The organism is Bacillus sp. FSL W7-1582 (assembly GCF_038593325.1).
In the GTDB taxonomy this organism is placed as follows: domain Bacteria; phylum Bacillota; class Bacilli; order Bacillales; family Bacillaceae; genus Bacillus; species Bacillus altitudinis.
The window spans coordinates 2113347-2139334 of sequence record NZ_CP151987.1; the positions used below are offsets into that span (position 1 = coordinate 2113347).

At 41.4% G+C, this 25988-nt stretch carries 34 protein-coding genes and 1 riboswitch; of the genes, 4 read left to right on the top strand and 30 right to left on the bottom strand.

All coding sequences use genetic code 11. The features are described 5' to 3' along the window. Positions 1-4: 4 nt before the first annotated feature. The 5 genes from NSQ11_RS10785 to NSQ11_RS10805 form a co-directional block, all read right to left on the bottom strand. The gene (locus NSQ11_RS10785; protein ID WP_008344468.1) at positions 5-592 is read right to left on the bottom strand and encodes a nucleoside recognition domain-containing protein; all 588 of its coding nucleotides are present in this window, start codon (positions 590-592) and stop codon (positions 5-7) included. Then, positions 580-1731, bottom strand: coding sequence for a D-alanyl-D-alanine carboxypeptidase family protein (locus tag NSQ11_RS10790; protein ID WP_019743085.1), 1152 nt, complete (start codon positions 1729-1731; stop codon positions 580-582). Before NSQ11_RS10790 ends, NSQ11_RS10785 begins: the two co-directional genes overlap by 13 nt. A 113-nt stretch (positions 1732-1844) precedes the next feature. After that, positions 1845-2324, bottom strand: a complete 480-nt coding sequence (locus NSQ11_RS10795; protein ID WP_060781158.1) for a YpuI family protein — start codon at positions 2322-2324, stop codon at positions 1845-1847. Positions 2325-2437: 113 nt separating this feature from the next. Continuing rightward, positions 2438-3031, bottom strand: a complete 594-nt coding sequence (scpB, locus tag NSQ11_RS10800; RefSeq protein WP_008344462.1) for an SMC-Scp complex subunit ScpB — start codon at positions 3029-3031, stop codon at positions 2438-2440. Beyond that, positions 3021-3779: a segregation/condensation protein A gene (locus NSQ11_RS10805; protein WP_007501021.1), complete on the bottom strand. Its 759-nt coding sequence runs from the start codon at positions 3777-3779 to the stop codon at positions 3021-3023. Before NSQ11_RS10805 ends, scpB begins: the two co-directional genes overlap by 11 nt. Positions 3780-3989: 210 nt before the next feature. Here NSQ11_RS10805 and NSQ11_RS10810 point away from each other — a divergent pair, with 210 nt between their 5' ends. Next, on the top strand, positions 3990-4082 hold the full coding sequence (locus tag NSQ11_RS10810) for a YjcZ family sporulation protein (RefSeq protein WP_008359694.1): 93 nt from the start codon (positions 3990-3992) through the stop codon (positions 4080-4082). Positions 4083-4170: 88 nt separating this feature from the next. Next, complete coding sequence (locus NSQ11_RS10815) at positions 4171-4695, top strand: DUF309 domain-containing protein (RefSeq protein ID WP_060781159.1); 525 nt, start codon at positions 4171-4173, stop codon at positions 4693-4695. A gap of 225 nt (positions 4696-4920) precedes the next feature. Here the strand turns inward: NSQ11_RS10815 and NSQ11_RS10820 are convergent, their stop codons facing one another. The 7 genes from NSQ11_RS10820 to NSQ11_RS10850 all read right to left on the bottom strand — a co-directional run bounded on the left by NSQ11_RS10820 (position 4921) and on the right by NSQ11_RS10850 (position 9266). Next, entirely contained in the window at positions 4921-5274 is a 354-nt protein-coding gene (locus tag NSQ11_RS10820) for a GNAT family N-acetyltransferase (protein WP_008344455.1), read from the bottom strand. A gap of 113 nt (positions 5275-5387) precedes the next feature. Next, positions 5388-5852 carry a 6,7-dimethyl-8-ribityllumazine synthase gene (gene ribE / locus NSQ11_RS10825; protein WP_007501031.1) on the bottom strand — a complete coding sequence of 155 codons (465 nt, stop codon included), beginning with the start codon at positions 5850-5852 and terminating at the stop codon, positions 5388-5390. 26 nt (positions 5853-5878) lie between these two features. After that, a complete protein-coding gene (gene ribB, locus NSQ11_RS10830; protein WP_017359786.1) occupies positions 5879-6502 on the bottom strand; it encodes a 3,4-dihydroxy-2-butanone-4-phosphate synthase in 624 nt (207 codons plus the stop codon). Between the two features lie 11 nt (positions 6503-6513). Continuing rightward, positions 6514-7164, bottom strand: a complete 651-nt coding sequence (gene ribE, locus NSQ11_RS10835; protein ID WP_048003386.1) for a riboflavin synthase — start codon at positions 7162-7164, stop codon at positions 6514-6516. A 248-nt stretch (positions 7165-7412) separates the two neighbouring features. Further along, a riboswitch (FMN riboswitch) is annotated at positions 7413-7554 on the bottom strand. 114 nt (positions 7555-7668) lie between these two features. Continuing rightward, entirely contained in the window at positions 7669-8013 is a 345-nt protein-coding gene (locus NSQ11_RS10840) for a hypothetical protein (RefSeq protein WP_008344451.1), read from the bottom strand. A 234-nt stretch (positions 8014-8247) separates the two neighbouring features. Then, a complete protein-coding gene (locus NSQ11_RS10845; RefSeq protein WP_017359788.1) occupies positions 8248-8484 on the bottom strand; it encodes a DUF2164 domain-containing protein in 237 nt (78 codons plus the stop codon). Positions 8485-8684: 200 nt separating this feature from the next. Then, on the bottom strand, positions 8685-9266 hold the full coding sequence (locus NSQ11_RS10850; protein ID WP_017359789.1) for a TetR/AcrR family transcriptional regulator: 582 nt from the start codon (positions 9264-9266) through the stop codon (positions 8685-8687). Between the two features lie 252 nt (positions 9267-9518). Between NSQ11_RS10850 and NSQ11_RS10855 the strand changes: the two genes are divergently transcribed. Then, positions 9519-10781 (top strand): MFS transporter, encoded by a 1263-nt coding sequence (locus NSQ11_RS10855; RefSeq protein ID WP_342501104.1) that lies wholly within the window; start codon positions 9519-9521, stop codon positions 10779-10781. Positions 10782-10811: 30 nt separating this feature from the next. Here NSQ11_RS10855 and NSQ11_RS10860 read toward each other — a convergent pair whose 3' ends face one another. Further along, on the bottom strand, positions 10812-11249 hold the full coding sequence (locus tag NSQ11_RS10860) for a peptidylprolyl isomerase (protein WP_007501040.1): 438 nt from the start codon (positions 11247-11249) through the stop codon (positions 10812-10814). Between the two features lie 321 nt (positions 11250-11570). Between NSQ11_RS10860 and NSQ11_RS10865 the strand changes: the two genes are divergently transcribed. Continuing rightward, complete coding sequence (locus NSQ11_RS10865) at positions 11571-12455, top strand: DUF1002 domain-containing protein (protein ID WP_008344446.1); 885 nt, start codon at positions 11571-11573, stop codon at positions 12453-12455. 40 nt (positions 12456-12495) lie between these two features. Here NSQ11_RS10865 and lysA read toward each other — a convergent pair whose 3' ends face one another. The 17 genes from lysA to fur all read right to left on the bottom strand — a co-directional run bounded on the left by lysA (position 12496) and on the right by fur (position 25869). Further along, positions 12496-13821, bottom strand: a complete 1326-nt coding sequence (gene lysA, locus NSQ11_RS10870; RefSeq protein ID WP_224559315.1) for a diaminopimelate decarboxylase — start codon at positions 13819-13821, stop codon at positions 12496-12498. Positions 13822-13936: 115 nt separating this feature from the next. After that, positions 13937-15409 (bottom strand): spore germination protein, encoded by a 1473-nt coding sequence (locus tag NSQ11_RS10875; RefSeq protein WP_007501043.1) that lies wholly within the window; start codon positions 15407-15409, stop codon positions 13937-13939. Next, positions 15363-15971, bottom strand: coding sequence for a stage V sporulation protein AE (locus NSQ11_RS10880; protein ID WP_007501044.1), 609 nt, complete (start codon positions 15969-15971; stop codon positions 15363-15365). Before NSQ11_RS10880 ends, NSQ11_RS10875 begins: the two co-directional genes overlap by 47 nt. A 6-nt stretch (positions 15972-15977) precedes the next feature. Beyond that, on the bottom strand, positions 15978-16328 hold the full coding sequence (spoVAE, locus tag NSQ11_RS10885; RefSeq protein ID WP_007501045.1) for a stage V sporulation protein AE: 351 nt from the start codon (positions 16326-16328) through the stop codon (positions 15978-15980). Next, positions 16328-17344: a stage V sporulation protein AD gene (gene spoVAD, locus NSQ11_RS10890; RefSeq protein WP_008344437.1), complete on the bottom strand. Its 1017-nt coding sequence runs from the start codon at positions 17342-17344 to the stop codon at positions 16328-16330. The genes spoVAE and spoVAD overlap by 1 nt, the downstream gene beginning before the upstream one ends. A gap of 12 nt (positions 17345-17356) precedes the next feature. Then, entirely contained in the window at positions 17357-17809 is a 453-nt protein-coding gene (spoVAC, locus tag NSQ11_RS10895) for a stage V sporulation protein AC (protein WP_019743094.1), read from the bottom strand. A 20-nt stretch (positions 17810-17829) separates the two neighbouring features. Next, on the bottom strand, positions 17830-18246 hold the full coding sequence (locus tag NSQ11_RS10900) for a stage V sporulation protein AB (protein WP_007501049.1): 417 nt from the start codon (positions 18244-18246) through the stop codon (positions 17830-17832). Further along, positions 18236-18856 (bottom strand): stage V sporulation protein AA, encoded by a 621-nt coding sequence (locus tag NSQ11_RS10905; protein ID WP_046343891.1) that lies wholly within the window; start codon positions 18854-18856, stop codon positions 18236-18238. The genes NSQ11_RS10900 and NSQ11_RS10905 overlap by 11 nt, the downstream gene beginning before the upstream one ends. A 114-nt stretch (positions 18857-18970) precedes the next feature. Continuing rightward, a complete protein-coding gene (sigF, locus tag NSQ11_RS10910) occupies positions 18971-19738 on the bottom strand; it encodes an RNA polymerase sporulation sigma factor SigF (protein ID WP_007501051.1) in 768 nt (255 codons plus the stop codon). A gap of 12 nt (positions 19739-19750) precedes the next feature. After that, entirely contained in the window at positions 19751-20191 is a 441-nt protein-coding gene (spoIIAB, locus tag NSQ11_RS10915) for an anti-sigma F factor (protein WP_007501052.1), read from the bottom strand. Beyond that, entirely contained in the window at positions 20188-20541 is a 354-nt protein-coding gene (gene spoIIAA, locus NSQ11_RS10920) for an anti-sigma F factor antagonist (RefSeq protein WP_008344431.1), read from the bottom strand. The genes spoIIAB and spoIIAA overlap by 4 nt, the downstream gene beginning before the upstream one ends. Before the next feature lie 157 nt (positions 20542-20698). After that, entirely contained in the window at positions 20699-21901 is a 1203-nt protein-coding gene (locus tag NSQ11_RS10925) for a D-alanyl-D-alanine carboxypeptidase family protein (RefSeq protein ID WP_125590488.1), read from the bottom strand. Between the two features lie 111 nt (positions 21902-22012). After that, positions 22013-22825, bottom strand: a complete 813-nt coding sequence (locus tag NSQ11_RS10930; protein ID WP_008344425.1) for a purine-nucleoside phosphorylase — start codon at positions 22823-22825, stop codon at positions 22013-22015. An 11-nt stretch (positions 22826-22836) separates the two neighbouring features. After that, the gene (gene deoB / locus NSQ11_RS10935; protein WP_017367531.1) at positions 22837-24021 is read right to left on the bottom strand and encodes a phosphopentomutase; all 1185 of its coding nucleotides are present in this window, start codon (positions 24019-24021) and stop codon (positions 22837-22839) included. Between the two features lie 153 nt (positions 24022-24174). Then, positions 24175-25065 (bottom strand): site-specific tyrosine recombinase XerD, encoded by an 891-nt coding sequence (xerD, locus tag NSQ11_RS10940; protein ID WP_035702861.1) that lies wholly within the window; start codon positions 25063-25065, stop codon positions 24175-24177. Positions 25066-25071: 6 nt separating this feature from the next. Next, entirely contained in the window at positions 25072-25299 is a 228-nt protein-coding gene (locus tag NSQ11_RS10945; protein WP_008344420.1) for a YqzK family protein, read from the bottom strand. A gap of 117 nt (positions 25300-25416) precedes the next feature. Continuing rightward, complete coding sequence (gene fur, locus NSQ11_RS10950; RefSeq protein ID WP_003215577.1) at positions 25417-25869, bottom strand: ferric iron uptake transcriptional regulator; 453 nt, start codon at positions 25867-25869, stop codon at positions 25417-25419. Between the last annotated feature and the right edge of the window lie 119 nt (positions 25870-25988).

A 25988-nucleotide genomic window follows, 5' to 3' on the forward strand; every position in this document is an offset into this window, starting at 1 on the left:
AAGATCACCCCCGCCTGCTTCTGCGATAGTGGAAATAGCGATCAATCATAATCGCACCGATACCTGAAATAAGTGTCGCCAAAATGGTTGGACCTACAATATCTGTTGGCTGATCTGCGCCATAGGTCATACGAATGGCAATGACAGTCGTTGGCACAAGTGTGATAGAAGATGTATTGACTGCTAAAAAAGTGATCATCGACCGGCTCGCCTCATTTTTTCCGCCATTTAATACTTTCATCTGCTCCATCGCCTTAATCCCAAGTGGAGTGGCGGCATTGCCAAGGCCAAAGAAATTTGCCATGAGATTAGACAGAATATACCCCATCGCTGGATGATTCGCAGGAATCTCAGGAAATAGTTTTGAGATAAAGGGCCGGCATAATTTACTAAAGAAATGTAACAACCCCGCTTCTTCTGCGATCTTCATCAATCCTAGCCAGAATACAAGAACACTAATCAACCCAATTGAAATGGTGACCGCTTCTTTTGATCCTTTAAAGACCGCTTCATTCACTTCATGCATCGTTCCGTTAAACATTGCATAGACAAGACCGATGACCGTGAGGAATACCCAGATCAGATTGACCATGAAGATCCGCCTATCGATGTCTGAAAGACAGACTTAAACATTTCTTGAAAGCTTTTTTGAGGCATTCGGTTGCGTTTGTTTTCATAAAAAATGGGGACTTGCTCAATCACCTGACCATCCAGTAAGAACGTCATTTTCCCTACTACATCTGGGATCGCTTCTTTGTTTTTCTCCCATTTCTTTTCAGGCGTCAGCATTTCCGTTTCGATTTCCACTAGTTTTTTCTCATCTTCATTTAAAAAATAGTCCACATCCCGCTTAATAAACGCTTTTTTTTCGTAAAAAGTCCCTTTTAACGAAGCGAGCCTGCCTTTTTCAGCAAGCACATACGTTTTATAGTGATCAAATGCATACTCAAACATTGAGATATGATCCTTCCAATCATCCGGTGCATTAATCGTCACAGCAATGAGCGCAGCATCTCCTTTTGCAGCTGTGGAGACAAGCGTGCGTTTTGCAAGTTTTGTATATCCTGTCTTCCCTCCAGTCGAATATTGATATAAACCAGTGAGCAGCTTGTTTTTGTTTTTCCAATAACCTTCGATTGTTTTTGCTTTATAAAAGGTGGTACCGGCAATTTTTTGATATTGCTGATGTTTCATGGCGTACTTCGTTAAGATCGCCATATCATAAGCTGATGAATAATGGTTTTTATGATCATCGAGTCCATGCGGATTTTGAAAATTCGTATTCTCCATGCCTAGTTCAGAGGCCTTTTGGTTCATCATAAAAATAAATCCTTCTAAGCTGCCGCCAACATGTTCTGCAATGGCAACAGCTGCATCATTTCCAGAGCGCAGCATGAGCCCGTATGTCAAGTCTTCTAAACTTACCTTCTGTCCTTCCTTTAAATAAATCGAAGAACCTTCCGCTTGAATCGCACGTTTTGACACTTTGACCATGTCGTTCATTTTTCCTGATTCAATGGCTAATACAGCCGTCATAATTTTTGTGATACTGGCGATTCTTCTTTTTTCGTGCTCGTCCTTTCCAAATAGGACTCTGCCTGACTGTCCATCTATTAAAATGGCGCTTCTCGCACTCACCGATAATGAAATGTCTGCTTGAGCGTGTGAGGAAAAAGGCAGTAAGAGTGTCAATAGAAGAAGGACTGCTGTTCCAATTTTTAAATAGGGCATGTTCATTCACGTCCTTGTCCGTTTTGTACAAGTGTATGCGCGGCTGAAAAAGTTATGATGCCTCGTCCATAAAAAAAAGCGACTCGATGATTAGAGTCGCTTTTCATTCTTCTTTATACCATTTTCATTTGCTGATGAGATGTTGTATATTCCAGCTCTTCTCTCATCGTTAAAAACTCTTTTTCTAATGAAGAAAACAAACGTTTGACCTCAGCCGATACTTCATGATGGAAAACAATGCAGCTTTTTCCTGTGTAGGCTGAACGGCTATCTTCATACCATGTATCCTTTTTTGGTGTAAAAAATTCTTCAATACATTGATGATAAATACGATGAAGCGTCTGCTGTGCGGCTTGCTGCGGGAATGTCTGTTGCTGCCTGATTTTCCTACAAACCGCCGCGGCATCCTCGCTATAAACTGCAAGCTTCCGCAATGTACTTAATATGTCACAATAATAGGCTTCCGCTTCCGGGTTTAATCGTTTCAAGCTTGATAAGGTAGCTTCGTTCAGAAAATCATTCACTTCAACTGCAACCTTTGATAAAAAAACGCCTGCTTGATCAACTTGAGCCTTTACATTCATATGTGCCATTTGTTTCGTGTTTACCTTCCCCTCATGGCTTTGTCACCATTTTATCTTTCAAATAAAGATTTTAGACCTAAAATCTTTTTTATATTTTATCATACATTTTTCCTTATTTTGAACTATTTTATCTCTTCAAATGTTTGATTGAAGTTTTCAAAAAAGAGATCAGCCTCTTCTTGCACCCCATCTGCTTCCACATTCTCTGGAAGTGGCGGTAATTCATCTAAGGCTTTTAAACCAAATTGCTCTAAAAAGGTAGGTGTTGTCCCATAAAGGATCGCTCGTCCCGGTCCATCGGCACGTCCTACTTCACAGAGCAGTGCTTTGGCCACTAAACTATGCAGCACTCGTTCTGATTTAACGCCTCTGATCTCCTCGACTTCGCTGCGTGTAATCGGTTGTTTATACGAGACAATGGCGAGCACTTCTAGCGCTGCCTGTGACAAACCTTTCGATGGTGTCTCTACTAATTTTTTTAAATATACGCTGTATTCTTTTTTCGTCAGCAGCATATATGAATCTGCATATTCAATAAGCTCAATCCCTCGTTCTTGTTTTTGATATTCTTCCTTTACGGCAGACATAATATCAAGCAACGCTGCCTCATCAACTTCAAGAACAGACATGAGCTGTTTTCTTGTTAAGCCTTCGTCACCTGCTGCATATAGCAGCGCTTCTAAGATGGCTTTCCAATTCACGATATCAAGCGTCATGAATCGTTTCACTCCCTATGATATAAATATCTTCAAAGTTTCCTTCCTGCTCCAGCATGATTTGATGGCTTTTCATCAATTCGAGAACAGCAAGAAACGTCACGACAAGGTGTTCCTTTTGATCATGTTGAAATAAAGTCATGAAATTGGTCCGCTTTTTTGTTTTTCTTAAATGGTTCATAATCTCATTCATTTTGTCTTCAATTGGGATTTCTTGTCTTGTAATCTTTGATGGTGCTGGTTTTGTTATTTTTTTGCGGTTCAATACCTTTTGGAACGCACCTAACATATCATACACCGTGACGTGTAAGTTTGTGTCCTTCGCTTCTGCTTCTTTTGCAAATTCACTTAAATCACTTGGTGGTTTTGTGAAGGCGTTTTGCCGCTCTTCTTCACGTTCCTTCAGTTCTTGCGCTGCATTTTTATACTTGCGGTATTCAATTAATTTGCCAATCAGCTCATCACGAGGGTCCTCTTCTTCTTCCATCAGGTCTTCATCAAACAGCTCTTCCTCTTGTTTTGGGAGAAGCATTCTGCTTTTAATGCTGAGGAGAGTTGCAGCCATCACCAAATACTCACTTGCAACATCCAGTTCAAGCTCCCTCATCGTGTGGACATATAATAAATACTGCTCCGTAATTTTAGCGACGGGAATATCATAAATATCAATTTCCAAACGGTTAATTAAATGTAAAAGCAAGTCCAAAGGACCCTCAAACGAATCTATTTTCACCTGATATTCCAGCATTCTTTTCTCACCATTTCTACTGTCTTCTAAGTACCGTTTTCATCGGCTAACCTTTAGTATAAGACACGATAAAGCTCTCGTCCAATATAATTTCGACCATGAGGCAGCAGGCAAAAAAAGAAAAACAGTGGATTCGCCCATACCAATGAGGGCATTTATACATAGAATACCATTGTAATCAGAACTGATGAAAAAGGAGGCCGTAACATTATGGGAGATGGTTATTACTTCGGCGGAGGATTTGCGCTTATTGTTGTGCTGTTCATCTTGCTGATCATCGTTGGCGCGGCTTGGGTTTATTAAAGAAACAGAGCGTCCTTTCATAAAGGGGCGCTCTTTCTTCTTTTCTTTTCGGTATGTTAGACTGATAGTGGAAAAGGAGTTGACCGCTGTGTATCCTAAAGCGTACGTGGCTTTTTTACATGAATTTCATACGACAAGAGATTATTTTGAGTGTCATGAAATTCTTGAAGAACTTTGGAAAGAAGATCCTCCTCATCAGCGCAAAAAGTACTGGGTGGGTCTCATTCAGCTTGCTGTTGCTTTGTATCATCAAAGACGAGGGAATGGAAAAGGAGCAAAACGGCTGATTTCAAACAGCCTTCATATATTAGATTCGGACCGGAACATACTAACAGAATTAGGTCTTGATGAAGAGGCATTTCTTTTGCTGCTGAGAACACTGAAAAAGAAAATCGATGAAGACATGCCCTACGAAAGTGTGATGCTGCCAATCCGAGATGAAACGCTTCTTTCTTTATGCCAAGAGATGGCCCAAAAAGAAGGCTTAACCTTCGGACAGGAGAGCAACTTATCCCATACATTCTTAATTGAAAAGCATAGACTGCGTGATCGAACGGACGTATTGCTTGAACGTGAAAAGCAGATGGAACGTAAAAAAAGCAGAGGCATATAACCTCTGCTTCAGCGTGTAGACAAACCCTCGCATTCGGTGTCAGTCCTGCGTGCCGGTGCTCACGAATATCGAATTCGCTCCGCTCCAGTACTCGTCCTTCCTAGGGCTGCAAAGGTTTTCTATCACGCTGAAAAGAAGACAAATGGCTAAAATCAAGTTCATTTTAGCCCTTTGTCAACAATCTAAAGCAGAGACATATAACCTCTGCTTTTACATGTGTGATATTTAGTTTGTTTCACTGTGACACTTATGAAAAAAGCCTTGCGTTAATTCATTTGGAATGAGCGTTTTCGTTTTGAATACTTCTTCCACGGCTAATACCATTTCCTTGCCGATGCCTTGGTCACGATGGGACGGATTGACACTAATATGTTCGATTTGTACTTGGTCGTCTGTTTTCAGCACACCAATCGCACCGACGATATCCTCACCATCTTTCCAAAGGAACAGCTGCCGATCTTCATCCATTTCATACGACTTTATCGTCTGCTGAAGCTGTTTGACGTCTTTCTCACCCGGCATAAAGGACAGGAGTCCCATGGCAATTTTTTCAAAAGACCTCTTGTAACGAATTAACATATATACCCCTCAATATTAAAATTATCCTATTTTCCAGCAAATGTCTTATGAATCACTTGCTCATCACACATTATAAACACTTTTAGGTTGTTTTTAAACTCTTTTTCATCAAATTAACGAAACGTTCGATTTAGGTTGGCCATTTCAATAGCAGCTGCAGCCGATTCACTGCCTTTATTTCCAGCCTTTGTACCGGCTCTTTCAATGGCTTGTTCAATAGATTCTGTTGTCAGTACACCAAAGATAATCGGCACCCCTGTTGAGATGGCACTTTGTGCGATTCCTTTAGCCGCTTCATTACAAACATAATCGTAATGTGATGTTGCCCCGCGAATCACGGTTCCAAGTGTAATGACTGCATCATATTTTTTTGTTTCTGCTAGTTTTTTTGCCATATACGGAATTTCAAAAGCCCCCGGCACCCACACGACATCAATATCGTCACCGTTTGCTCCGTGTCTAAGCAATGTATCTTCTGCTCCATCTAGCAATTTACTTGTAATAAAATCATTAAATCTAGCGACGACGATTCCAAACTTTAATCCTTCTGCTACTACATTCCCTTGTATTGTATTCATATGTTCATCATCCTTTTTTGTGATTTTTATTTTGTTTTCATTGTCGTTGTTTGCTTGTTTATATATGCCTGCAATGCTTCAATCGTCAGCATCTTTAAATCGTGTTCTTTTTGAATTTTTTGTAGTTCGGGTACGCGGGCCATGGTTCCATCTGCATTCATAATTTCACATATGACACCCGCTGGCACTGAACCCGCAAGTTTAGCAAGATCAACAGCCGCTTCTGTATGACCTGGTCTTTCTACTACGCCTCCCTCTTTCGCAATAAGAGGGAAAACATGACCTGGGCGGGCAAAATCTTCTGGTTTTGACTCTTTATTTAACATGGCCAAAATGGTCGTTGAGCGCTCAAAAGCACTTATACCAGTTGTCGTTGACGTATGGTCGATGCTCACTGTAAATGCTGTATGATGTGCATCCGTATTTCGCTCGACCATGGGATGCAGATCCAAGTGTTTCGCAATCGAGGCATGAACTGGTGTGCAAATAAGACCTCTTCCATGTAAAGCCATGAAGTTAATGACTTCCGGCGTTGCATGCTCAGCAAGTGCCACAAAGTCTCCTTCATTTTCTCTGTCTTCATCATCTACTACGATAATGATTTCTCCTCGTTTCAGGGCATTTACTGCCTCATCAACTGAATGATACATACAATCGCCTCCTAGAATCCGTGCTCTTTTAAAAATGATGGGGTTAATCGTGATGGCTGCTTTTCATTTTGCTCTTTTGTTAAAAAGCGATAAATGTATTTACCGATCATGTCACATTCAATATTTACTACATCCCCCATAGATTTAGTCGGGAAAATAGTTCCTTCAAGCGTATGTGGAATGATAGAAACTGTCACATGAGCATCTCGCAAATCGAAAATAGTCAAGCTGACGCCGTCTATTGCGATCGATCCCTTTTTTGTGAGCATATCTGTGAGGGTCTTGTCCATTTTCAAATCATAGTAAATGGCATTACTCTTCTTTTCTACACGGGTAATCACAGCCGTTCCATCGACATGGCCTGAAACAAAATGACCGCCGAATCGTCCATTTGATGACATCGCTCGCTCTAAATTCACTTGGCTACCTGGCGCAAGCTGATCAAGTGATGTCGCTTTGACCGTCTCAGGCATCACATCTGCCGCAAACTGTTCTTTTGTGAAGCTTGTGACAGTGAGACAAACGCCATTGATGGCGATACTATCGCCTAGGTGAACATCTTCTAGTACACGACTGCACTTGATGATGATTTCCATGGCATCTGCGGATCTTTTGCTCAATGACTTGACTGTACCCACTTCTTCAATAATCCCCGTAAACATGTGATCCTCCCTTTCTCTTTCTTTTGTATTTCTCACTTTATGAAAAAGCGATGTTTGGGACATGTGATCGATTGAACACCTTCGTCGCTTTTTATGGTCCATACAAGATGAGGGATCACCTAATAAACACTGCATGTGATGACTATATTGACATACAGAAAGCCCCGGAAAAATTCCGGGGCTGTGGTTTTTTTGCATTAGAAATAAAACTATGATCAACACATATTTTTTGTTCATACATAGCTCTCGTTATCCTTCTCCCATCCAGACTTTCACTGTCGGCTTCAGCTTCTCACTGAATCAACCGTTAATAAATTAACGGGTCACGGGCTGTAAAGCATTTGCTTTATTACCGTCGGTCGGGATTTTCACCCTGCCCCGAAGGATACAATCGATATTTAGCTGTCCTTAGGGGCTATTATAGCGATCCTTGTGGTCAAATGCAACAATCAAGATTTATTCATCTGTTCATAAAAAGAGCCTCCCTATAGGAAAGGAGACTTGTTAATTGACGACTTTTACTACTTTTATAAGACCGTCTATTCTTTTTTCATTACTAAAGTATGCTTTAATACGATCGCCTTTTTTCAGATCGGCCACATCATCTTCAAATTTCTTTCCGTTAAAAATGATTTTCGTGCCATTTTTGGCTTGACCGTAATACTCATCACCATCAATTTTTGTAATGGTATATTCATAGATTGTGTAATCTTTATCATTATTCGTTAAACTTTCGCCAATGGCTGTTGGCACATCTTCAATTTTCATGCCATTCATGTATAAATAACCTGCGCCTAAACAAAGCAGTAAAACAAATAAGATTGCGATTTTTAATTTGATTTTCCCCATATTTAGAACCTCCATCATCTGCACTTCGCCTATTTGTATGTTCTATTCCTTCTTTTGATGAAATAAAACCAAAAAAGCTGATTTTCATTAATGGTTACTTATATAACGATTCAAATGGACTTTTGGTTCCACCTTTTCATCATTACATATGATACGAATATGCGTTCTTTATTAAGGGGGTCTTTTTTCCTCTTTATCTGTTAGCAGGTTGAATAAGATAGACGAGCTTTTTGATTATATTCTTTTCTCTAATGCGAATAGATCTTCCTCTAACAATTGAGATCTTTGAACAGCGATATTTCGGCTGTCACGAACCCCTTGATTATAATAGTAGCTTCCAAGATGTTTTGTGATAAATTCTAATATATTGATGGCTGCTAATTCACCAATCTCCTCTTCTCGTTCTTCGGCAAAGTAACGCTGAATGGCAATCATCATCTGGTTTTTTTCTTCTTTTGTTAATGGTTTCAAAGTATCTCCTGCTTTCTTTCAGCATGATCACACGCTTTTTAGATGTGCACTTTCACTTATTTTTAGAGCTACATATGGTGACACTCACGAATACGAATGTTTGTTCTCTTATCATATCACAAAAACGTGTCCATCACACCCTAAAAGAAAAAGCGTGTTTTAATCAATTGATCAAAATACGCTTTCTTTATATAGACTATTTATTTCAATATGGATAGTATCGTCGCTACAGAATGATCTACAAATGAACGCTCAGGGCGAGATTTCATGAGAACTGTAAGTCCAATAAAAGAAACAACCAGTGCCTGTGCTAAGGCTTTGGCATTCAGACTGCTTTCGAGCTCACCCGAGCGAATACCTTGTACAATTTTTTCTTCAAAAATGACCGAAAGATACATCTGATGCTCTCTTGTGAGAATTTCAAATTTCTCTTCGTGGGGGGCAAGCTCGACTATTGTATTGATGCAGAAGCACCCTTTACTCGGCCCATGTCCATATTCCTCTTCTACTAATTCAGCAAATAATGTATGAAATGCTTCCTTTACAGATAGATTGTTTTGAAGTTTTGTTCGAATGTGGGCAGCATGCTGAGTTGTATATTTGCGTAATGCCGCTTCAAACAATTCCTCTTTATCACCGAACGCTGAGTATAAGCTCGGCCGCTGTATTCCCATTTTTGCAGTTAAGTCGCTTAATGTAGTGGCTCTGTACCCTTTCTCCCAAAAAAGCAACAAAGCCTCATCTAACGCTTTTTCCTCATCAAATTCCCGTTGTCGAACCATCATCAACCCTCATTTCTATCATAAAAATCTCTTCACTAGATCAATCATCTATTTCTTATAAGGATATTTTTTACTTATCGGTACATTATCATTTTATTTTATTGACATATCATTGTCAAATTGACTGCCTCTCTCAAGATCTTCACTACATCACCTTGACTTTAAAACGTTTATCTGGTTATCCTTAACAGGAATCATTTTATACCGATCAGTATATTATATTTTTTAGTACAAAAGGAGCTGATGACATGCATGAAAAAAGAAAAAATGAATGCCGTTGAACATTCTGATCTGGAAACGACTCATTTACAAATAACCACCCGATCAACGATGACTCGCAATATGGCTCTACTGTTTTCGACAGCCTCCGGGATGGCAGTTGCAAACATATACTTTGCACAGCCATTATTAGACTCCCTCGCATCCGAGTTTGGTATCAGCTATTCATCCGTTGGTATGGTCATTACGATTACTCAGCTTTGTTATGCGCTAGGACTGCTACTGATCGTACCACTTGGTGATCTGTTCAACCAACGGCGGCTCATTGTAGCTCAAATGCTAGTATCCGTGTTATCTCTCGTTCTAGTCGGTATCGCCCCTACCGCCACCGTCCTGTTCATAGGACTAGCTGCGGTGGGACTGCTTGCTGTAGTCACTCAGGTACTCGTAGCATTCGCAGCGACATGGGCCGCTCCTGAAGAACGTGGCCGCATAGTGGGCTTGGTTCAAAGTGGAATTGTGATTGGTATTCTTCTCGCACGAACGTTTGCTGGTGTACTAACCGATCTCGCCGGCTGGAGATCAGTCTATCTCGTTTCCGGCGTGATGATGCTGATCATCACTGGCGTGTTGTACCGGTATCTTCCTCGTGCTGACAACAAGAGAGTCTCCATATCCTATGTGAACTTGCTCGCTTCAATGTTTATATTGTTCAGACAAGAACGGATTCTACGTATTCGTGGCGTACTGGGTTTTCTGATCTTTGTTGTGTTTGGCACGCTGTGGACTTCACTTGTGCTGCCTCTCAGCACTACGCCATACAATCTGTCACATACTGCGATTGGTGCATTTGGCCTTGCTGGAGTTGCCGGAGCATTAGGTGCCGCTCGAGCTGGAAGCCTTGCTGATCGAGGCTTAGGACAGTTAACAACGTGCATCGCCCTTGTCCTATTACTCTTTTCATGGTGTTTTATTTTTTTCACTGAATATTCCCTCATTTTATTAATCGTTGGTATCGTCATTCTTGACCTATCTGTGCAGGCCGTTCATGTGACCAATCAAAGTATGATTTTCATGGTCCGGCCTGAGGCGAGAAGCCGGCTGACTGCTGCTTATATGATTTTTTATTCCCTCGGCAGTGCGCTCGGTTCTATTGTATCAACTAACATATACGCAAACGCTGGCTGGAATGGGGTATGTCTATTTGGAGCCTCTATCAGCGCCTTAGCCCTTTTATATTGGATGATCACCTACCGCTTCACGGCACAGATCACAGGAACATCAGATGTAAAATAAAAAAACACCGCAATTAAGCGGTGTTTTGGATTAAGCATCGATCACTTCGACTTTTTCCATGCCTTGTCCTTGTTCCATATCAAGAACAGCTTCGATACCAGATGTTACTTTGCCAAAAACAGTGTGAACACCGTTTAAGTGAGGCTGTGGGTCATGTACGATAAAGAATTGGCTGCCGCCAGTGTCTTTACCAGCGTGTGCCATTGATAATGAACCTCTCTCGTGCTGATGAGGGTTTCCTTCTGTTTCACATTTAATTGTGTAACCAGGTCCTCCAGTTCCATTACCGTTTGGATCGCCGCCTTGGCTTACGAACCCTGGGATCACGCGGTGGAATTTCAATCCGTCGTAGAAGCCTTCATTCGCTAATTTTTCAAAGTTTGCTACTGTACCTGGAGCAGCCTCTGGGTAAAGTTCAAACTCAATTTTCTTTCCATTCGTTAATTGTATGTATCCTTTTTTCGCCATTTTTCACATTCTCCTTTCAGGTTAAACAACGCTCATTATAGCACATTTTCGGTGATGTTAAACATCCCCTGCTTACCTAATGTGATTTACCTCTTTTGCCATCATTGATAAAATAAAAGAGCTTGATCCTTTTCTCCTAAGGAAATGATCACAGACTGAGCAAATCACTTCATCATATTGGAGGTTTCAAACATCTTTAAAAGAAAATTGAAACGTCAGACTGATTTGTTACGTCTATATGATGGAGTACGATTCAAATCATGTACTCAAAAGATGAGTTTCTCACCATCGAGAAACGTTTTCGACTTGAAGGAGGTCAACATGTTTAAAAAAACAATGCTTGGTATGATGGCAGCGCTCCTTTTACTGATTGGTGCGCCTAAAGTCAGCTTAGCGGATGCAGCTGTCGGCGATGTCATCGTCACACTCGGGCAAGACTTAACACCGGCTGATCGCCAGAAGGTGCTTGACGAGTTGAATCCACCTGAAAATGCGACAAAAATTGAAGTAACCAATAAAGAAGAGCACGAATATTTAGGAAAGTATATCCCTCGTTCTTCTATCGGGACGAGAGCATTATCATCTTCATCCATCACCATTGAAAAATCAGGTACGGGTCTGACCGTGGATACACATAACATTAAGACCATTACAGATGAGATGTATTTAAATGCTTTAATGACCGCAGGCGTGAAAGATGCAAAGGTTGTCGTGACGGCGCCGTTTGAAGTATCTGGTACAGCAGCACTGACAGGTCTATTAAAAGCCTATGAAGTGTCAAGCGACAAAGCCATTCCTGAAGATGTGAAACAGGTGGCAAACGAAGAGCTTGTAACAACATCTAAACTGGGAGACTCTATTGGAAAAGACAATGCTTCTGCCCTGATTGCAAAAATCAAAGATGACATTGCCAAAAATGGAGTTCCTAAAACAACAAAAGAAGTGGAAGAAAAAGTAGATCAAGCCGCTTCTGATTTGAACTTAAATCTAACGCAAGACCAAAAAGATCAACTTGTCTCTCTCTTCGATAAAATGAAAAATATCAATATCGATTGGAAACAAGTCGGATCTCAAATTGATAAAGCAAAAGACAAGATTACAAAATTCATAGAATCAGATGAAGGGAAAAACCTTCTACAGAAGATTTGGGATTTCTTTGTCTCCATTTGGAATGCGATCGTCTCTGTATTTACTGGTGGAAAATAAATGTCATAGAAAAAGCTGCCTGATGATCAGGCAGCTTTTTTTAAGTCGATGATTTCACTTTTGATTGATAAGGTAAATCCAATTTGACAATGTCCTCATATGTCTCACGCTCAACGACAAGCTGCGCTTCCCCATCTTCTACAAATACTACAGCCGGGCGCGGGATGCGGTTATAGTTGTTTGACATGCTGTAGCCATAAGCTCCTGTACAAAAGACAGCTAATAAGTCTCCCTGTGATAACTCTGGCAAATCAATATCCCAAATGAGCATATCTCCACTCTCGCAGCATTTCCCTGCAATGGACACCGTTTGATCATGCGTTTGGCTCATTTTATTGGCGCTCACTGCTTCATATTTTGCTTGATATAAAGCAGGTCGAATGTTATCACTCATTCCGCCGTCAATGGCTACATAATCGCGAATGCCAGGTACATGTTTGGATGAGCCGATCGTATAAAGAGTGGTTCCTGCATCTCCAACAAGGGAACGGCCTGGCTCAATCCAAATTTCAGGCATCTCAAATTCATAGCGGGCTACATTTTCTTTCACCGCTTGAATAATTTTCTCCACGTATTCAGTTGCTGGAAGTGGTTCGTCCTCTTCTGTATAACGGATGCCAAAGCCTCCGCCTAAGTTCAGCACTGTGGAAATAAAGCCAAATGATTCTCTCCATTCATCTAGCTTCAAGAAAATTTTATCTGCCGCAAGGACAAAACCAGCTGTATCAAAAATTTGTGAGCCGATATGACAATGAACACCTAAGAGCTCGATCACTTCTGATTTAAGCACTTGTTTGACTGCTTCGTCTGCTTGTCCATTATGAAGATCAAAACCGAATTTTGAATCTTCTTGACCTGTTGTAATGTAGTCATGCGTATGTGCTTCAACGCCCGGCGTGATGCGGAGGAGTACTTTCACCTGTTTTGACAGCTCTTGCCCAAGCTGTTCAATGAGGTTGATTTCATAGAAATTATCAACAACAATACAGCCGATTCCATGCGCTAATGCCATCTTTAATTCTTCTCTGCTTTTGTTGTTACCATGGAAATGAATTTTTTCTACTGGAAACCCGGCACAAATGGCTGTGTGCAGCTCCCCGCCTGAAACGACATCAAGTGATAAGCCTTCTTCTTTTGCCAGCTGGAACATGGCAATAGAAGAAAACGCCTTACTCGCATATGCCACCTGAGCTTTTAGTTCTTCTTCAATAAATGCTTTCTGAAAGCTTTTTGCACGCTCCCGTATTAAAGCCACATCATATACATAAAGTGGTGTCCCATACGTTTCAGCTAAAGAAACGGCATCAACACCACCAATTTCTAAATGTCCGAGTTCATTTTGTCTGCAAGTGCCGTGTAAATACAATGTCATTCCCTCTTTCTCCGCCTCGGCTGAAAAAAGACAGCTGCACAAGCTGCCTTTTGCCGTTTCTCAAAGTTAAAAATACAATATCACAATCTTCAGCCACTTTCAACGAGCGTTAAGAATTTGGCGGAATTTTTGATCTGTTCTGAGGGTGAACGATGCTTGGCCTTACTTTTGAGCCAGGAACAGACGTCCGAATGAGCACTTGCCACAAGGCCTTTCCATTAAAAGGAATGAACGGCCACATATAAGGCGTCTGTAAGGAACGAATGGATGTTAAATAAATAAGTAACAGCGTAAAACCGATGATCAATCCATTCAGCTTAAAGATCGCTACTAGTGCTAATATGATCAGCCGGATGATTTTATTAGCGACACTCAGTTCATAACTTGGAGTGGTGAATGTGCCGATGGCTGCTAGCGAGACGTATAATATGACCTCTGGTGTAAATAAACCGACATCAATTGCAATTTGTCCAATTAAAACGGCCGCAATCAAGCCCATGGCAGTCGACAAGGCGGTCGGCGTATGAATCGCCGCCATTCGTAAAAATTCCACCCCAAAATCAGCAAGGAATACTTGGAGAATGACAGGGATATGAGAAGGTTTGTTAAATCCAATATAGCTTAGATTGTCTGGCAGAAGATTCGGTTCTAGAATAAAAAGAAACCAGATCGGCAAAAGAAAAGTAGAACATAAGATGCCTAAAAAACGCACCCATCTTAAAAAAGTCCCAACTGCTGGCGCCTGGCGGTATTCTTCAGCATGTTGAACGTGATGAAAAATAGTGGTTGGTGTAATGATGACACTAGGAGATGTATCCGTAATGATGATGACATGCCCTTCTAATATATGGTTAGCGGCTACATCTGGGCGCTCGGTGTATCGCACAAGCGGGAAGGGATTATATCCTTGCTTAATGATAAATTCTTCTATTGTTTTATCAGACATCGTCAGTCCGTCAACTTTAATCCCAGACACTTCTTTTTCGATAATATCAACAAGATCAGGGTCAGCTATGTCTTCAATATAACAAACACAGACGTCTGCTTTAGAGCGCTCGCCTACTTTAAGCATTTTGTATCGCAATTTTTCATCCCGCACTCTTCTGCGAATGAGTGCTGTGTTCACAATGATGTTTTCAACAAAGCCGTCTCTTGCACCTCTGACAACCTTTTCTGTATCCGGTTCCTCCGGCATTCTGCCAGGGTAGCTCCTGACGTCAATAATAAATGCGTAATTTTCACCTTCGACAACGACTGCCACAAGTCCAGACAACACTTGATCCACAGCTTCATCAAGCGTTTCAACTTTTGAGACTTGCTGATTGACAAGACGGTTTTCTACCACACGTGCAAGATCATCTGATTCAGGTTCGTTGTCATTGATTTCAATCAGTTCTTTTAATAAATAGATCACATATTGTGTATCACATAATCCATTTACATAGTAAAGCTGGATTTCCTGATCATGGACATAAATTTTCCGAACGCCAAGGTCAAAGCTGAGACCCATCCCGACATTGTCTTTGAAAAAATCTTCATTTTTCTTCGGATCTCGGTACACGTGCACCTTGTCTTTCTTCATGGAAACCGCTCCTTTCTAAAATTAATTCGACTGCCTTCATTGTAATGGGGGACCCTTTGCTTAGATCATCTTTCCGTCCCATCTTGCCAATATCTCCAATGCCGACAACAATCGGAAGCTGTAGTGAATCGAGACAATACACTGTATCTCCACTCATTTTGTGTGGTTCCATTTCTGGAAGTCCATGTTTGTCAACGCCGTATTCTGTCAGTTCACCTTCCCGGTCAATGGAGACATGTACCTTTGTCCATTCCGCTTGATGGGTTTTAGATGCCACTGCAATGGCGCCAATCACTTCAATTTCAGGGTGACGTGCTACGTGCTTCATAGCCGTCTCCCCTGTTCCTTCACCTGTTAAGCCAGAATCATCAAACATGACAAACACTGGGTCATACGGCGTTTTTAAAATCATCTGGACCAGTTCTGGTCCTGTTCGTTTGCTCGGATTCCCTTTTGAGCTGGAAATACATCTTCCGCCGACTTTCTTTGCGACGAGCTCAATCGTTTTGGCAGCATATATATCTCCGTCTGTCACTAAAATGACTTTGCGTCTTTGCCCCATATTAGGTTATCCTTTCGGTTTAAAGATAAGTGCAATGATAAATGAAAATAAAATTGCAGCTGATATTCCAGCAGAGGTTAACTCAAAAATCCCAATTCCGATTCCAATAAATCCGTGGACATCAGCCTGATGCATCGCCCCATGAAGCAAGCTATGACCAAAGCTTACGATAGGGACGGTAGCACCCGCTCCTGCAAATTCAATAAATTTATCATAAATACCAAACCCGTCTAAAATCGTCCCCGCCACAACAAAGGTCGTCATGACATGTGCTGGTGTGAGTTTCAGTACATCAAGTAAAAGCTGGCCGATCACGCAAATCAGTCCGCCTGCAACAAAAGCAATCAAATAATCCATTAGCTTTCTCCTCCTGCACGCTCAAATACAACTCCGTGCGCAATGGTTGGAATGGTCTCTTTTTGCTGAACCATCATTGGGCTGAGAAGCGCCCCTGTTGCTACAACCAATACTCTTTGTAAATTCCCTGCTTTCATTTCTTGAAAGATGTGACTGAATGTCACGACAGCTGAGCAGGCACAGCCGCTGCCTCCAGCGAATACATTTTGATCAGGTGTGTATATGATTAATCCGCAATCATCATGCTTCCGTCCAAGCTGAATGCCATCTTCTTTCAGAAGATCCTTTAAAATAGGCGATCCAATTCCAGATAGATCTCCTGTTAGGATGAGATCATAATCATCTACTGTTCTTCCTAAGTCTTCTAAATGTTGTTTGATTGTGTCTGCCGCTGCAGGCGCCATAGCCGAACCCATATCAAATGGATCTGTAATCCCAAGATCCATCACCCGTCCGACGGTGGCACTTGTAATTTGAATTTGGGAAGGTTCTTGGCTGATGACGACAGCACCGCTCCCTGTCACTGTACTTGTGGCTGTATCGGGTTTTTGCCCGCCATATTCTGTTGGATTACGAAATTGCCGCTCTGCCGTCGCATTGTGACTGCTTGTCGCAGCAAGTGCTCTATTGGCAAAGCCACCATCTACTAGCGCTGAGGCAATCGCGACTGATTCCATTGATGTGGAGCAGGCACCAAATAAACAAAGAAACGGGATTTTGAGTTCTCTTGCCACATAGTTGGCAGTCACGTTTTGGTTCAGTAAATCTCCTGCCAGCAGAAGGTCAATATCACTTTTTTGCAAATTCGCTTTTGATAAGGCCATTGATATGGCATCATCCATGAGCTGCCTTTCAGCCATTTCCCAGTTCTTTTGATAACAGTGCATTTCATCATAGGTTTTATCAATGAGATGACCGATTGGGCCTTCTTTTTCTTTCGGTCCTGCAGCTGTTCCTTCCGCATTCACATAAAGCTTGTGTTCAAATACCCAAGATTGCTTACCTGTTAGTTTCACGTTTTATTCCTCCTACGAAAACATCTTTTCCAAGACGTATCGAATAATCCCTACGACATATGCCGAGACGACACCAAACACAATGACGTTCCCAGCCAGTTTAAACATGTTGGTCGCTACACCTAACACAAGCCCTTCACTTTTATGCTCAAGAGCCGCACTTGTCATGCTATTTGCAAATCCTGTCACCGGGACAGCTGATCCCGCTCCAGCAAACTGGCCGATTTTATCGTAAATACCAATACCAGTTAAAATAGCAGAAATTAAAATAAGGGTCGCCACCGTTGGATTCCCTGCTGTCTTCTCATTAAAATCAAAAAAAGTAATATAGAAATTTTGCAATCCCTCGCCTATCGCACAAATCAAACCGCCGACAAGAAAAGCCTTGATGCAGTTCAGTACATAAGGAGGTTTCGGCTGATACGTTTTCACTTTAGATGGATAGTTCTCTTTTAAACTTGACACGTGTTGTTCCCTCCACATTTTTAAATATAAATAAGCCAATGAAATAGCGAGCCAAACACCTTCCCTAAGACGATGGCCATGAGCAGCAGCACAATTTTCCCGTCCATTCCAATTCTTTTCGTTAAGATAGGAAGTACATTTAACACTTCAGTGAGTGCGGCTGCAAGCATGCCAACAAAAATGCCAGATAAAAGACCGATCGGAAGCGCTAGCCATTTGGATAAATGCAAATGGACTTGACTTAAAGTAGCCCAGCCGCCAACGACCGCTCCACTTATCACGGCAGCCTCATATCCTTGAATGAAACGCTGCGTTTTCGTTAATTGCATTAATCGAGGGATAATACCAAGCACTGTGAGAAACGCCACAAATCCTGCCCCTACCGTTAAACCGCCGCCGAGCCCAACAAGCACCACAAAAAGCCATTTACCGATCATGGATATCTTTCAATGTTTCTTTGTTTTCATTGAGTGCGACATAATGATCAAGATCGAGCTGATATTTAAACATTTCCACTTCAAGCGGACTTGGCTCTTCGTTTAAACGCTTTTTAAACACATGATTGAAAAATAAAATCATGCCCAAACCGAGTCCAAAGCTATATGGAATTTGTAATAAATAAGGATGCTCAACCGTGTTTCCAGTAATCATCTCGTAAAGGCGGATATGCACAAGCCGCATACTAACATCCTCATGGAAATTCATGATGGCAAGGGCCGCTCCGACAAATAAGAGGAGCCATACAAACACGAATAATACGGGGGACAGCTGGCGTTTGCCTGTGTCTATTTCAACAATGGCTTCTGAGCCTCCGACCGTTTGAATGTCGATGTCAGGCCACGCTTTTTTGATCGTTTTGACCACATGCATGATATCTAACACAACGATGTGACGATCCTTTTTGCTGACATGGTATATCGGCATTTTGCTCAACTTTTGCACAGCACTGTCATCTCCAGTGATTTGGGCAATATCCTCTAAATAAATAAGCTGATCATTACCAGTCTTAATCCGATGGCGCAGCCGAATAAAGATTTGTCCGTCCATCCAAGTCACTTCCTATACGATGGGTTAAAAATAGTATGTGGTGAAAAATGGTTCTCATACTGAAAGAACTTGATTTACCGGTAATTACCACACAAAAAAAGCCAGCCGAATTGGCTAGCTGTCTTTTTGATCCATTTGCATTTGGATTTGTTTTAAAATCTTCTTTTCAAGCCGTGAGACTTGCACTTGGGAAATTCCGAGTCTTTCTGCTACTTCTGATTGTGTTTGGTCTTTATAATACCTTAAATAGACAATCAGTTTCTCGCGCTCTTCTAATTCTTTAATCGCCTCTTTCAGCGCAATTTTATCAAACCATCTTTCTTCTGAATGATCGGCAATTTGATCGAGCAACGTAATCGGATCGCCGTCATTTTCATACACGGTTTCATGAATAGATGATGGTGAGCGGACCGCTTCTTGAGCGAGGACAACATCCTCAGGTGTGATGTCCAGATATTCAGCGATTTCCTGAACAGTCGGCATTCGTCCATGAGATTTAGACAATTCGTCCCTTGCCCGCCTAATTTTATTTCCAAGTTCCTTTAAGGACCTGCTGACTTTGACGGTTCCATCATCACGAATGAAACGCTGAATTTCACCAATGATCATTGGAACGGCATAGGTCGAAAACTTCACATCATAAGACAAATCAAATTTATCAACAGATTTCAGCAGGCCAATACAGCCTATTTGGAACAGATCATCTGGTTCATATCCTCTATTTAAAAAGCGCTGAACAACGGACCAAACAAGACGCATGTTTTTTTCTACGAGGAGGTCTCTTGCTTGTTGATCTCCGTCTTGGCTTTTTTTGATGAGCTGTTTCACTTCATCATTAGACAGCTGTGCTTTTTTTGCTTGCTTTTTTACCTCCACATCCATATGAGCAGCTCCTTAATTACAAAGCGCTTTGCTTTTTGATAGATGCTTTGTTAAGCGGATCGTTGTGCCCATTTCTGGAGATGAGTCCACCATGACATCATCCATAAAGTTCTCCATGATCGTAAAACCCATCCCGGAACGCTCTAAATCTGGTTTCGTCGTAAAAAGCGGCTGCCTTGCTTCCTCAAGATCTGAAATGCCCATGCCTTCGTCTCGAATCGTCAGATACACAATATGGTCATCCAGTGTGACGCTAATGTGCACCTTGCCGTCTGGATTCCCGTCATACCCGTGAATGATCGAGTTCGTGACCGCCTCTGATACGACTGTTTTGATTTCTGTTAGCTCATCTAATGTTGGATCGAGCTGAGCGATGAATGCTGCCACCGTTACTCTCGCAAAGGATTCGTTTTGACTTAAAGCAGAAAAAGTCAGATTCATTTCATTTGTCATGATGCCACCCCCAATGTTTGCAGCGCAGTTTGCTCTGAAGGCTCCATACGAATAATTTTAAACAAGCCGGACATATCAAATAAACGGTTCACCGCCGGCGAGATCGCACAGACGACCATTTCACCGCCAAGCTGTTTAATTTCTTTGTATCTTCCTAAAATCACTCCGAGCCCAGAGCTGTCCATAAACGATAAATCAGCTAAATTCAGCACGATGTGGCGAATGTCCTCTGTTTCCAAATAATTCGTCACCTTTTGTCTCAATGTCTCTGCGGAGTGATGATCAAGCTCCCCTGTCAACCGAATGCAAAGTACGCTCTCTTTTATTTGAAAATCAATACCAAGGCTCATCTTTTCTTCCTCCTTGCTCTATTTTCGGATAAAGAATGTTTCTCTTTCTTCACATGCAAATCCTTCACCATGACAAAACTAGTGATCATTCGTCACATTTAGATGTTCTTTTCGTTCATAGCAAAAAAGACTGCCAGTTTCAGCAGTCTTTTACCTTTTACTTCCATTTAACAAATTCGGCCATAGCCCGTTTGAAGAACGTCCAAACACCGGCTTTTTCCATATCTTCTTTGGCTTCAACAGGACTTTCATGAAGCACTTTTCCATCTTTTTTCAAGATGATGGTGCCAAGTTTCGTTCCTTTTGAAAATGGGGCTGTGACATCTTGAGTTAATTTAATTTCTTTTTTGATCTGATCGACATTTTCGCCTTTTTTCGTTAGAAGAGAAATCGGTTCAGACGTGACAAGCTGAATTTTTTTCTTTTTCCCTTTGCTCACTTTGATCTCTGCTACATCTTGACCACGCTTGTACAGAGGATGCGTTGTATATTGACTAAAGGCGTAATCCAGCATTTTGACGACTTGGGCATTTCTGTCTTTTGGTGTACTAGCGCCGAATACAACAGCAATGACGCGCATGTTCCCTTTTTTAGCGGATGCAGTTAGACAGTATTTCGCCTCGCCTGTAAACCCTGTTTTCACCCCATCCACACCTGGATAAAATTTAATGAGACGGTTTGTATTCACAAGCCAGAATTTTTTATCCGTGTTCTGACGAAGATAGTCTTCGTATACACCTGTGAACTTGGTGATCTCTTCATATTTCAACAGCTCTTTTGCCATTTTTGCCATATCATGAGCCGTGCTGTAATGATCTTTTTCAGGAAGTCCTGTTGGATTTTGAAAGACCGTTGAGGTGAGCCCTAGCTCTTTTGCCTTTTTGTTCATTTGCTCAACAAACTGTTCTTCAGATCCAGCAATATGTTCTGCCATGGCAACTGAAGCATCGTTTCCTGACGCAATCGCAATGCCTTTTAGCATGTCTTTAACCGTCATTTCTTCTCCCGGTTCAAGGAAAATTTGTGAGCCTCCCATAGATGCTGCATGATCGCTCGTTCTTACTTTATCAGTCATTTTTAATTTTCCTTGATCCATCGCTTCCATGATGAGAAGCATCGTCATGATTTTGGTCATACTTGCAGGGGCAAGCTTTTCATCACTGTTTTTGTTGTAAAGCACTTTTCCCGTGTCACGTTCCATTAAAATCGCTGATTTGGCTTCATGCGCCAATTCTGATGTTTGTTTTTCTCCTGGCTTTTCAATCTTTTCTTTTGCCATCGCTGATGGTGTAACCATTGAGATAAGGATCATTAAAGTAAACAATGCACATATATGACGTTTCAAGTGGCAGACCTCCATTATCGTAATCCTTTCTATTTTTTCCTCATAAAGGCTGTTTTATTCAGAGATCGTTTGATTGCCATAAAAAAAAGCCCTCTGTTTCATGAACAGAAGGCTTTTTCACACGATCTATGAGAGTTGTTTGACAACATCTTTCACTAAATCAAGGAAACTTGCTTTCACTTTTTCCGTCACTTCGATCACTTCATCATGAGAAAGCGGCTGATCTAAAATACCTGAAGCCGCATTAGAGATGCATGAAATACCAAGTACTTTTATGCCTGCATGACGTGCCACAATCACTTCTGGCACAGTCGACATACCGACTGCATCAGCGCCAAGCGTTCTGAGGAAACGAACCTCTGCCGGTGTTTCATATGAAGGCCCTGTCATTCCTGCATAAACCCCTTGCTGCACAGATATGCCTAAATGTTTAGCCGTTTTCTCTGCAAGTGCCAGCAAATCTTTATCATACGGTGCAGACATATCAGGGAAACGAACCCCTTGACTGTCGTTTGGTCCAATTAACGGATTGGTTCCCATCATATTGATATGATCTGTAATCAGCATGAGATCGCCAGGATGGAAGGATGTATTCACACCGCCCGCTGCATTTGTCACAATACATGTTTCAATGCCGATTTCTTTCATCACACGGACAGGAAATGTCACCTGCTTCATATCATACCCTTCATAGTAATGGAAACGTCCTTGCATAGCACAAACGACCGTGCCTTTCAGCGTTCCAATGACGAGCTGGCCTGCATGCCCTTCTACTGTTGAAACAGGGAATCCAGGAATATCTTCATATTTCAATTTGATTGGATTTTCAATCTCATCGGCTAAAATGCCAAGACCTGAACCTAAAATCAATCCAACTGTTGGTACATATGTCGATGCTTGTTTAATATATGCCGCCGCTTCTGAAAACTGTGCTCCCACGTGATTTCCCCCTATTTGAGTTTAGATAAAAAGCTTGTTCCGTATTTTGGCAGCGTTGATTTAAAATTATCTGCTACCGTTGCCCCAAGATCAGCAAATGTTTTCGCTGTTGGTAGCTCATTCGCTTCTTGATGCTTTTTGCTGTAAGCAATAAGCGGAACGTATTCTCTTGTATGATCTGTTCCGTGATGAACCGGGTCATTTCCGTGATCTGCTGTGATCACAAGCAGATCATCCTCTTTTAATAGATCAAACACTTCAGGTAGACGTGCGTCAAATTCCTCTAGTGCCTTACCGTAGCCTTCTGGATCTCTTCTATGTCCATAAAGCGCGTCAAAATCGACCAGATTTAAGAAGCTCAGCCCAGTAAAGTCTGATTTCAGCGTCTCAACTAGCTTGTCCATTCCATCCATGTTGGATTTCGTTCTGAGTGAAGAGGTGATTCCTTCTCCATCATAAATATCAGAGATTTTTCCGATCGCAATGACATCTAGTCCATCATCTTTCAATTCATTCATGACGGTACGGTCGAATGGTTTTAATGCATAGTCATGACGATTTGGTGTTCTAACAAATGCCCCCGGCTCCCCGACAAATGGACGAGCGATGATGCGCCCTACCATATATTTTTCATCTAAAGTCAGTTCACGTGCGATTTCGCAAATGCGGTAAAGTTCGTCTAATGGCACAACTTCTTCGTGTGCAGCAATTTGCAGCACAGAATCTGCTGAAGTATAAACGATTAAATCGCCTGTTTTCATATGCTCTTCGCCAAGCTCATCAAGAATTTCTGTACCAGACGCTGGTTTATTTCCAATGATGCCGCGCCCTGTTTTTTCTTTTAATTCATTTAACAGTTCATCTGGAAAGCCGTCTGGAAAGACTTTAAATGGTGTGTCGATGTAAAGACCCATGATTTCCCAATGCCCTGTCATTGTGTCTTTCCCGTTGGATGCTTCTTGCATTTTCCCATAATACGCAAGCGGTTTTTCGTCCGCTGGAATTCCTTTAATTTCTTTAATATGACTTAGCCCAAGCTTCGCCATATTCGGCATATGAAGCCCGTTCATTTTTTCAGCAATATGTCCAAGTGTATCTGCACCTACATCATTAAAATCAGCAGCATCAGGTGCTTCCCCGATTCCTACTGAATCCATCACAATGAGGAAAATACGTTTATACTGATAATCAGGCATAAAAAAGCGCCTCCTTCAATATTCTTGTCCTTTCACCTTTCACAACTGGAGAGGTCAGACATCTCAAGTATAAACCGTTTTCAAGTCAATTGACAACCATAAACGGTCCAAACATAAAAAAGCATGATACACGTTCACCGTGCCATGCTTTACTTATGCCCTTGGATGGAATTTGTGATACACGTCTTTTAATCTTGTTTTTGTGACATGTGTGTAAATTTGTGTAGTAGAAATATCGGCATGTCCGAGCATTTCCTGTACGGCTCTAAGATCCGCACCGTTTTCAAGCAAATGTGTCGCAAATGAATGTCTGAGCGTATGAGGCGTCAGTTCTTTTTGAATACCTGCTTCTATGGCTCGTTTCTTTAAGTTCTTCCAAAAGCCCTGCCGCGACATTTTTTTTCCGTGATGATTCAGAAATAAAGCATCGGCCGGCTGTTTTTTGAGCAGCTTGTTTCTGCCTTTTTCTATATACACTTCAATCGCACTTGCAGCAGCTTCACCAATAGGCACGATTCGCTCTTTTCTTCCTTTTCCAAAACAGCGGATAAACCCCATGGTCAGATGCACATCTGCAAGAGTCAGATCAAGCATTTCACTTACGCGAATACCTGTTGCATATAAAAGTTCGAGCATGGCTTTGTCACGGTAGTCAAATGGTGTTTGCTGCTTAGGTGTATCGAGCAGCTTTTCTACCTCATCTAATGATAGAACTTTCGGTAATTTCCGCTCTGTTTTTTGTGATTCAATGTTCCATGACGGGTCATCTGTTGTCACTTTTTCACGGAGCAAAAATTGATGAAAGGAGCGTATCGATGATAGATGACGGACGGACGTTTTACTCGATTTCCCCTCGTCTTTTAACTGTTTTAAATAATGAATAATATGAAGGCGTGTGACGTCTTTTACATCTGTCAATTGTTCATGCGTCATTAAAAAAGACAAATAGCTCTGTAAATCTCTTTTATAAGAGACAATGGTATTTTCAGAGAGTCCTCTCTCTACTGTCATAAAATGAATAAAGTCGGATAATTGATCCTTCAATGGTTTCTACTCCCCGTTTTGATAAAAATAAATCAATCGATCCTGCCAGCTGTCTTGTTTCGGCTGATCCATTTCCATCACTTTTATCGCTGCACCTTCTGGTTTATCATAACGATGATAGCTTTCATATTCTGAATTTATCCATATCATAGCATAATAGAACAGGACGGTAAAACCAGTGAACAAGATAAATACTTTCATTACTTCCCCTGTTGTTTTGAGCCATTTTCGCATGTTCTTCATGTCCTTTCTCGTGTTCTCATTACTTCAGCATATGCCAGGTGGGACAAGGAATATACAGCGAACATGCAAAAAACCTTTTCATTTTGAATGAAAAGGTTCCAATTCGGATTATTTGCCGGATTCATCATCATGACACCGGTGGCAAATACCATGGAATGTCAATCTATGATCCTTAATTTTAAATTTCCAGTCGCGTTCAATAATCTCTTCAACATCTTCTAATAAATCATCTTCTATCTCATCGACTGTCCCGCATTCCATGCAGACAAGATGGTGATGGAAGTGAGCGGCTCCTTCTTTGCGAAGATCATATCGCGAAACGCCGTCTCCAAAGTTAATTTTATCAACAACTTTCAGTTCAGTAAGCAATTCTAACGTCCGATAAACAGTAGCAAGACCAATTTCAGGAGACTTCTCTTTTACGAGGAGGTATACATCTTCTGCACTTAAATGGTCTTCTTCATTCTCAAGCAGTACTCTTACTGTTGCTTCACGCTGTGGCGTGAGCTTATAGCTGGAAGAATGAAGCTGTTTCTTAATTCGATCAATCCGATTTTCCATTGACTTTCCCTCCTACGCCACATTACTTGATCATTATATCAAATGATGTGCAGAGAGCCAACTATAATCATTTTAAATTGATAAATAAATTGATTATTATTTAATAACGATTATAAAAT